The organism is Paraburkholderia guartelaensis (genome assembly GCF_004353905.1).
Classification (GTDB): Bacteria; Pseudomonadota; Gammaproteobacteria; order Burkholderiales; family Burkholderiaceae; genus Paraburkholderia; species Paraburkholderia guartelaensis.
The window spans coordinates 1-7,811 of sequence record NZ_SMOD01000092.1 but is presented as its reverse complement, the minus strand read 5'-3'; the positions used below and the strand labels follow the sequence as shown (position 1 = coordinate 7,811).

The following is a 7,811-nucleotide window of genomic DNA, read 5'->3' as shown; positions in this document are numbered from 1 at the left end:
GTGATGTTGCCGGCCGTCCCTTGCGCGACACGAAGCTCTCGCTCATTGCCACGCCCAGCCGATCCCAGTTGATCAGTTCAGCCAGCCGCACCAGCGGATGTTTCAGATTGATCTGCTCACGCAGCGGCTGCCGGAAGAAATCTCCTTCTGTCACAGGCGTCTTCGGACCCATCCGCACCTCGTCAGGATTTGCAGGATTCAAGCGTCAATATGCCTGGTCCCTGCAATTCCCACAACACCAATTCGGCCTCAGAGCCTTGCCGCATAAGCCTTCGCGGATTGTTCAAGGCCGACTAAAGACGCTCCTGAGCAGTTCGCCCAGCTTCATTGCACCTCCGGCACAATGCCTTGCGGCAGGGGCATCGCCGCGTGTTTCGCTGCGGCGATGGCCGCCGGCGGCAGGGGCGGAGGACCGCTGGCAGTCGCCTTCGACCCCGGCTTCGCGCTGCCGGTCAGAAAGATGCGCGCGGGCAATGCAAGGTGCCGCAGCTGCAGGACGTCAAGCGGTCCGGCGCCGGCCTCGCTGCGCAGCTGGATCCTGAGCGCAATGCCCTGGCTTGCATCCGGCGTCCACATCAGCAGCCAGCGCGCATTGTCCTGCCGGGAGACCTTCGCCCGCTCCAGCAACCGGATCAGTCCGAACCGGCCCTGTGCATCGAGTGCCGAACGCAGGTCGCCTTGTTCGGTCTGCCATTCGATGTGCGAGAGGTTCTCGAGCGACTGGCCCGGCCATTCGAACGGCACCCAGTCCTCTTTCTGGTTGAAGTACTCGAGCTCACGCCCCGACAGCACGATCTTCATGTCCGTCACGCCCGGCGTCGCGACACCGCGCAGATCAAAGCGGACATGCGCGTCGCCCGACGGGAACAGGACGGTTGAGACCCGCATCAACCGGTTCAGCCCTTCCAGAAAGCCCGGATCAAGCCGCAGGGTGTCCTGTTGCGTACCCGCGCCCTGCGCGGCGACCCACCGGTCACCCTGACGCTCGACAATGCCAGCCAGCTGCGTCGTGACGAACTGGGCGATCACGCCGTTGTCCGGGCGCATGAAGCGGGCCATCTCGGGCAGCGACGCATCGTTGTCCGAATCCGCGAACGGATAACGGCCACCGAAGGCGGTGTTCCAGTCAGCGACGATCGAACTGCGCCAGATGTCGTTCAGGCTGCCTGCTGCAGGTTGTACCACCGCCTGCCAGGTCTGGTCGAGCGGTGCCTGGAACAGCTGGCCCAAACCGGCCCATTGCTGGCCGAGGCTTGCCGCGACACGGCTTGCATAGTCGCGGCTGTCCGCAATATCCGAGGTCTTGCCCTGAAGCACCGCCTGCGCGGCCACACGCGACATGGCCTCCGTGTCGGCACTGTTCACCATCTGTTCCAGCTTCAGGCGCATCGCGGTGACCCGTTCGAGATAGCGGGCGAGGCTCAGCTCACCGGTCGTCGCCACCTGTGCAACCGCCTTGCCAGCCAGCGCCGGTACGCCGGATACAAGATCGCTGCCGGTCAACCGCAGGATCGGACCGAACGCATTCGCGAGCGGTGTGATCTGAGGCTGCACCCGCTTCGACGGATTCTTCTCGTCGGCACCGACAAGCTGGTGTGCCTTGCTGATCAGCGTATCGGAGAGCGATTGCGCCGTGGCGCCCGCGCCTGCCTGATACACGATGGCATTCATGAGCGCGACGAGCGGCGAGCGCTGCGGGTCGCCCAGCAGCGAGAGCTGGTCGGCGGTGGCTGACAGTGTCGGCGCAGGCTGCCAGCGCAGGCTGTTGAGGAACTGCTCCCATGCGCGCGCGTAGTCGTTGAAGTAGCGCTGTCGCAGTTCCACTTTCAGCGTCGACGACGTTGAGCTTGCAGTCTTCGCGTCCGAGAGCACCCAGTCGCCAGCGACGTTCCCCTGCCTGCTCGCCTCGTCAATCGCTTTCGAGATGCGCTGCTCCCATGCTTCGCGGGTGAAGACGCCTGGAATGGTCTGGGTGGTGTTGAACAGGCCGCGCCCTGTGGTGTCGCCCAGCAGGGTGGCGAGCGACACCGGCGGATACTTCGGCTTCGCGTCGTCGAGGATCAGTTGGTAGACCGTATCGGTCGAGTTCTGGATGCCGCGCACTCCAATGACGGTCTGCCGCGTGGCGGCGACCAGGCTGCTGTCCGGATCGATGGCGAGCGTCGAACCATTCGCCGCAGGTCGACGGCCCAGGTGATCCGCGAAGAATCCAATAGCGTGCTGGCGCAGATCCTCCCATGTGCCGGCCGACAGTGACGCGTTTGACGGGCGGGCAGGCGCCTGCGTTGCCAGGAGCTGGGGCGTCAGGAACGACGCGACGGCCCGCTCAGGCCTGGCGAGCATCAGGTAGGCCTTGAGCGTATCGTAGGCGGCCTGCGCCTGGGCGTTGCCGCCGCTGGCGATCTCCGCGTCGGACATCGAGGCCAGCTGGCGCAGGCGATCCTCCAGTTTCTGGCGGATCGGCCCAACGAGGATACGGCCTGCAGCGTCCTCATAACCGGGCCACAGTGCGGCGAGCAGGGCGCTGTCGCGATTCAGACCAAAGCGCGTAGTCCAGGGCGCACCGTCGCGCTGGCGGGTCTCGAGCGTGTCGATCTGTTTGTCGAGGTTGTCCAGTGTCTGCATGCTCTGCGCCGGGCTCAGGGTTCCGGACAGCTTCGCGAGCGTGTCCTGCGCCGCGCTGATCGTTGCGCGGTTTGAGAAGCCCGACACCATCGTGCCCACGATCCAGAGAGCGACCACGCCTGTAGTCATCCACGCGGCGATGATCGACGGTGAAAAACCCACGCGACGGCCGTGAATTTTTCGGCTGTGCTCAGCGATCGTCTGCCAGACTGAGCGTTGCTGTGGAGCGATGGGATCGGCTTCCGGTTGATCGTCTGCGTTGCCCTCGGCCTTCTCAGCGGCTTGAGGCGGTGCCAGCTCCCGCTCCCTGAAGAGCGGCGCAAACAGGAGACCATGAACGGCCTGACGCCAGTAACGCGAATTCGCCGTCTGCACCACAAGTCCGGACAGGGCGCTACCTAGCCGCTCGATATGCTGCGAAAGCTCGGCCGGGTAGCGGTCGTGATTGTCCGCAGCAATCCGCGCGACACCTGTGTCTGCCAGATTGCGCGTGAGGCCTTGAAGCGAAGCCCGAATTTCTTCGGCATTCACTCGCGTGTTCGCCCAGGTAATGCCGATAGCTGCGTCCGGCCCCGTCGGCTCGGTACCAAAGTCCGTCACGTTGACCAGATAGGTCGGCGCCGCCCAGCGCAGCGCACGAGCATGGCGTGCGAGCCGTTGCGCAAGGCCGTCGGCATCAAACGGCGCAGTTGCGGAAATACGGTTGCGCGTGAGCGCGACGATCGCATCGACCGGGCGACGACGACGCAGGCGGTGGATTTCCTCGAGCCAGCCTGTTTCGAGTTTGTCGGTGGTCTGCTTCGCGTAGAGCAGGACGGTATCGCCCGTGAACGCGTAGCCGGTCTCGATGAGCCCCGGGACCAGGCGTTTCACAAGTGGCTCATCTCCAGCAACAAGCACCCAGCGATCGCGCCCGCGCCAACGCCAGCCGTGGCGGTCCCGGAGTTCTTCTGCCAGCGAGCCGGACCTGGATGAACTGGTAGCCTGATCTGATTTCGGAACGTTCGACTGCGCGTCATATCGCATCAGCCATCGGGTCGCCCGCATGGAAGCGATCCAGAGGAGAATGGCCTCAAATAACTTCACAAAAATCAGGCACAGCAGCAGCCCCGAGAGAAGAGCCAGCTCAATATTGATCCGTGTGTTTTGACTCCCCCCCTGTTCGATCCCCCCGAACCACGTCGCAAGGCCAAGAATAATAAACAGGATGGTTATCGCGATACCAATGAAAAGCGCTGCGGGCCGTGGCGTTTGATCGTTCATGTTTGTTTCTGGCATACCAGTGCAACCAGGTCATCGCCTTCCTGCGCAATAACGAGCTGGGGTTCGTTCATAAGTGCTGCGTTTGCAGCGGCCAGCGTTGTCGCGAGCCACCCGCGTGCCGCGCCGGCATTGCCAACGGTCTCATCAACGTCGACGGGCCTCATCCGGTTTCCAAACCGGCACGACGACCGGATCTTCCTTGAGGCATCCTTGCCAAGTCCGGTGCGCCATGTCGTTCCGGTTTCGTCGAACGATGTCCTTCCCCAACGGACAGCAAGCTTCAGTACGTCCGCCGCTTTTTCCGGGGTTCCCCGCGCTGGGCGATGGATGCGTAGTGCAGGCTTGTCGTTCATCTGTCCGGCAATGGAAGGACTGCCAACAAGCAGAATCGACGCAGCCTCGGCGACTCCATTAGCAAGCACCTCACTTGCCGCCTTACGCAACTGGACGGCAACGAGGAGCCGAACCACATCAGGTCGAACTCCGTCGTGCCACGAACGCGTCTCGTCGGCGGAGGTCTCGAGTTCGTCGAACTTCGTGATGATGCCGTGGACGGTCTGTGCGGGTGGCTTCGTGCTGAACTTCGCAGCGTTCTCGCCGAACATGCGTTGAAGGTGGCCCATATTCGGGTCGACCGGATCGATGATGAACCGGGCTGGACGCCCAAGCACCTGATCCATCGGAATACCCGCCATCGGGCTTGTGAATTCAATCTCGTACCCGTAGAGCTGGCTGATCCTGTCATGGCCAGCAAATTTCACGATCGAGAACGGCGCGGGGTGCGGCGCCAGCTTCAATTCATAAGCCTGTAACGGCATGAGCCACGACATCGAAAACCTCCCGGATACGCAAAACGCAAAAGCACCGCCGGGGCACCCACGGGTACCCCGGCGACTTGCACAGAAAACGTCAGATCAGCGGTGTGATCAGCTCTTGGCCCTGGGCATCTGTGACACCAGCGACAGGCCGATGTCCATGCCTTCCACCTGGAAGTGCGGGATGATGAAGAGCTTGATGCGGAAGAAGCCCGGGTTGTCCTCGATATCCTCGACTATCACCTTCGCCTCGCGCAGTGGGTGCGAGGCCTGCAGCTCGTCGCCCGGGTCCTTCATCCTGGCGACAAGACCCTTGATCCAGTTGCTCAGTTCGAGTTGAAGCAGGCGCCGGTCCCTGGTCGTTCGATATAGGCGTCGCCAATCTCGCCCGCATGCAGCTGTGGGTCCATTCAGGCACGCCGGTTTCCGTGCAGTCGCACCGGGTCACCTTCATTTTTGCAGTCCTGACAACCGTCCATGAATCCCATTTAACCCATACCCGGCGACAGGCTATCGGAAATGGGGAATGGTTCGTAGAGTATTCATATGAAAAATGGCTGGCTCTTGTCCAGATCGGGAACGCGGCATCAATCCGGTTGCGATGTCGCCGATTTTTGGTTAGGCCTGCCTGTTGATATCGGGGTGTGAGTCCCGGGACGATTCACTGTTTCATCCTTTGGCCGGGGGGTGCCCCTATGTGGTTCGTCAAGCGTTAGGGGCTGACTTGGGTTCGTAAAAGGTGCCGTCTCGCAGCATGGCAAACAGGACGTCGCAGCGTCGCCGCATCTTCGATTGCACGGCGCCGTACCATCTGCGCGACGAATTCGTGCGGGCGAAGTTCAAGGAGGTGGACCCACGCCCGTTCGCCCCCACGCTGTTCAGAGGCGATCATGAGTAAGCGCGCCCTGCATGGCCGCAAGCGGCTGATCGTCGGCGTCACGGGCTTCATCTATGCGGAGCGCACGCTGCGCATGTTGCGGGAGATGGAAGTCGAGACGCATCTCGTGATGTCCCGCGCGGCCGAACTCACGTGCGAATACGAGTCGACCCGCTCGCGCGAAGCCGTCCACGCGCTCGCCGACCATGTCCACCCGATCGCCGATGTGGGCGCTTCCATCGCGTCGGGGTCGTTCCGCACGCTCGGCATGCTCGTCGTGCCGTGCTCGATGCGCACTGTCGGCGAGATCGCCTCGGGCGTCACCAGCACGCTGCTCACGCGCGCCGCCGACGTGGTGCTGAAGGAGCGCCTGCCCCTCGTGCTGATGGTGCGGGAAACGCCGCTGAACCTCATCCATCTGCGCAACATGACGACGGTGACCGAGGCCGGCGCGGTGGTGTTCCCGCCGGTTCCCGCGTTCTACGCAAAGCCCGCGAGCCTGCGGGAAATGGTCGATCACTCGGTGAGTCGCGCGCACGACCAGTTCGGGCTCGATACAGAACGCAGCGAGGCGTGGCGCGACGCGTGAAGCCGCTGAGGCACGCTGGCCGTACGCGGCGGACAATCAGGGACCGAACATCGCACTATTAAGTTTCGGCGTAAAATGCGCGTTCGCCGCGATGTACCGGCGTAGAAGCCTCACGCCCGCGATGCACGTCGATCTACTTACCATCTACTTTCTCCTGATCGGGACCCTGCTAGCCAGTTCCCTGATCACGCTCTGGGAGCATCGGACGCATCCCGCGCGCAGCAAGGCATTGCGAATACTGGCCGCGGGATACGCCACCCTCGCAACCGGCTGCGCCGCGGTGCTCGTCCGCGCAGACCTGCCCGGCGTATGGGGCTCAGCCCTGAGCAACCTCGTCATCATGGTCGGCTATCTGCTGGTGCTGCACGGCGTTGCGACTTTGAACGGGCGGCAATACCGGGCGGGCTCGATCGCCCTGCTCGCGTTGATCGCGCTGACATGGGCCACATGGGGCGCACGCCATCCGCAGGCCATGTGGTATTACGCGAGCGCGCTCCCCATCGCGCTGGTGAGCGCCATGACCTCGCGCGAACTGCTGCGCGGCGACGGCATAAAAGGGGGACAATCGCGCCACGTCGCGACATTCGTCACGGGATTCCACGCGCTCTTTTACGTGTTCAGGACGTTTGTCCTTCCGTTGCTGGGGAACCGCTATGGGGACGGCTTCGTCGCGCTCGCCAGCAAGATCACGATGTATGAGGGCGTGCTGTATTCGATCATTCTGCCCATGTCCCTGCTCAAGCTGATCCGTGAGGAAACGCACGGGCAGTTGTTGCGCGAATCCCAAACCGATTATCTGACTCGCCTTGGCAACCGCCGCTGGTTCTTCGAAGAAGGCGAGCGCGTGGTGAGCGAGGTTGAAGCGAGTCAGCCGATTTCGCTCCTCGCCTTCGATCTCGACCGCTTCAAGGCGATCAACGATCGCTATGGCCACAAGACCGGCGACGAAGTCCTCAAGACGTTCGCGGACATTGCCCGTAGCGCCATGGGACCCGAGGTGATCCTCGCGCGCATCGGCGGTGAAGAGTTCGTCGCCCTGCTGCCGGGCCATGACCGCTTGCGCGCCAAAGCGGTGGGCGAAGCGATCGCGAGGCGTTTCGCGCAAACCGTCGCGCACAAGGTCGAAGGCGTCGACATCCGCGCCACCGTGAGCATCGGCCTCGCGCAGCATGGGTACGAAGCGTCCACGCTCTCCGACCTGCTGGCCGCCGCCGACGCCGCCCTTTACAGCGCGAAATCGCTGGGCGGCAACCGGCTCGAAATGCTGGCTCTCTAATACGCCAAGCCATGTCGGGCATTCAAGTCAGCCATTTGTAGGCTGCGCGCATTCTTTTTGCTAGCCCTCTTAGCAGGCCGCTGAAATACCGCTTAAACACGTCATCGCGCAGAGCTCGTGAGGCGTTGATAGATGGACCACTACTTGTCCCCTGGAGATCATGCGCGGCGCCGACACATTCACCGAGAGTCTGTTTTCCATGCGCAAGCTGGACGACTTCGTCCCCAAGTCGCATCCGTTGCGTTCGATCCGCGTGATGGCGAATGAAGCGCTGGCGAAGATGGATCGACAGTTCGCCCAGATGTACGAAGCGGACATAAAGGGCGGGCGGCCGAGCATCGCGCCAGAGAAGTTGCTGCGAGCCAT

The 7,811-nt window shown here is 62.8% G+C and carries 4 protein-coding genes and 3 pseudogenes; 3 read left to right on the top strand and 4 right to left on the bottom strand.

From position 1 onward, the window contains the following. From E1N52_RS42435 to E1N52_RS42420, 4 genes and pseudogenes are all read right to left on the bottom strand, one after another. A pseudogene (locus E1N52_RS42435) lies at positions 1-172 on the bottom strand (IS5/IS1182 family transposase); the annotation flags it as partial. A 152-nt stretch (positions 173-324) separates the two neighbouring features. Next, positions 325-3,888 (bottom strand): ImcF-related family protein, encoded by a 3,564-nt coding sequence (locus tag E1N52_RS42430; protein ID WP_133191007.1) that lies wholly within the window; start codon positions 3,886-3,888, stop codon positions 325-327. Between the two features lie 497 nt (positions 3,889-4,385). Continuing rightward, positions 4,386-4,718: pseudogene (locus E1N52_RS42425) on the bottom strand (type VI secretion system tip protein VgrG); the annotation flags it as partial. A gap of 96 nt (positions 4,719-4,814) precedes the next feature. Beyond that, positions 4,815-5,066: pseudogene (locus E1N52_RS42420) on the bottom strand (type VI secretion system contractile sheath large subunit); the annotation flags it as partial. Positions 5,067-5,593: 527 nt separating this feature from the next. Here E1N52_RS42420 and E1N52_RS42415 point away from each other — a divergent pair. From E1N52_RS42415 to E1N52_RS42405, 3 genes are all read left to right on the top strand, one after another. After that, positions 5,594-6,169, top strand: a complete 576-nt coding sequence (locus E1N52_RS42415) for a UbiX family flavin prenyltransferase (protein WP_133191005.1) — start codon at positions 5,594-5,596, stop codon at positions 6,167-6,169. Positions 6,170-6,290: 121 nt separating this feature from the next. After that, on the top strand, positions 6,291-7,445 hold the full coding sequence (locus E1N52_RS42410; RefSeq protein WP_133191009.1) for a GGDEF domain-containing protein: 1,155 nt from the start codon (positions 6,291-6,293) through the stop codon (positions 7,443-7,445). 160 nt (positions 7,446-7,605) lie between these two features. After that, positions 7,606-7,811: transposase (locus E1N52_RS42405; protein WP_484217453.1), on the top strand; the 206-nt coding region annotated here is incomplete at its 3' end.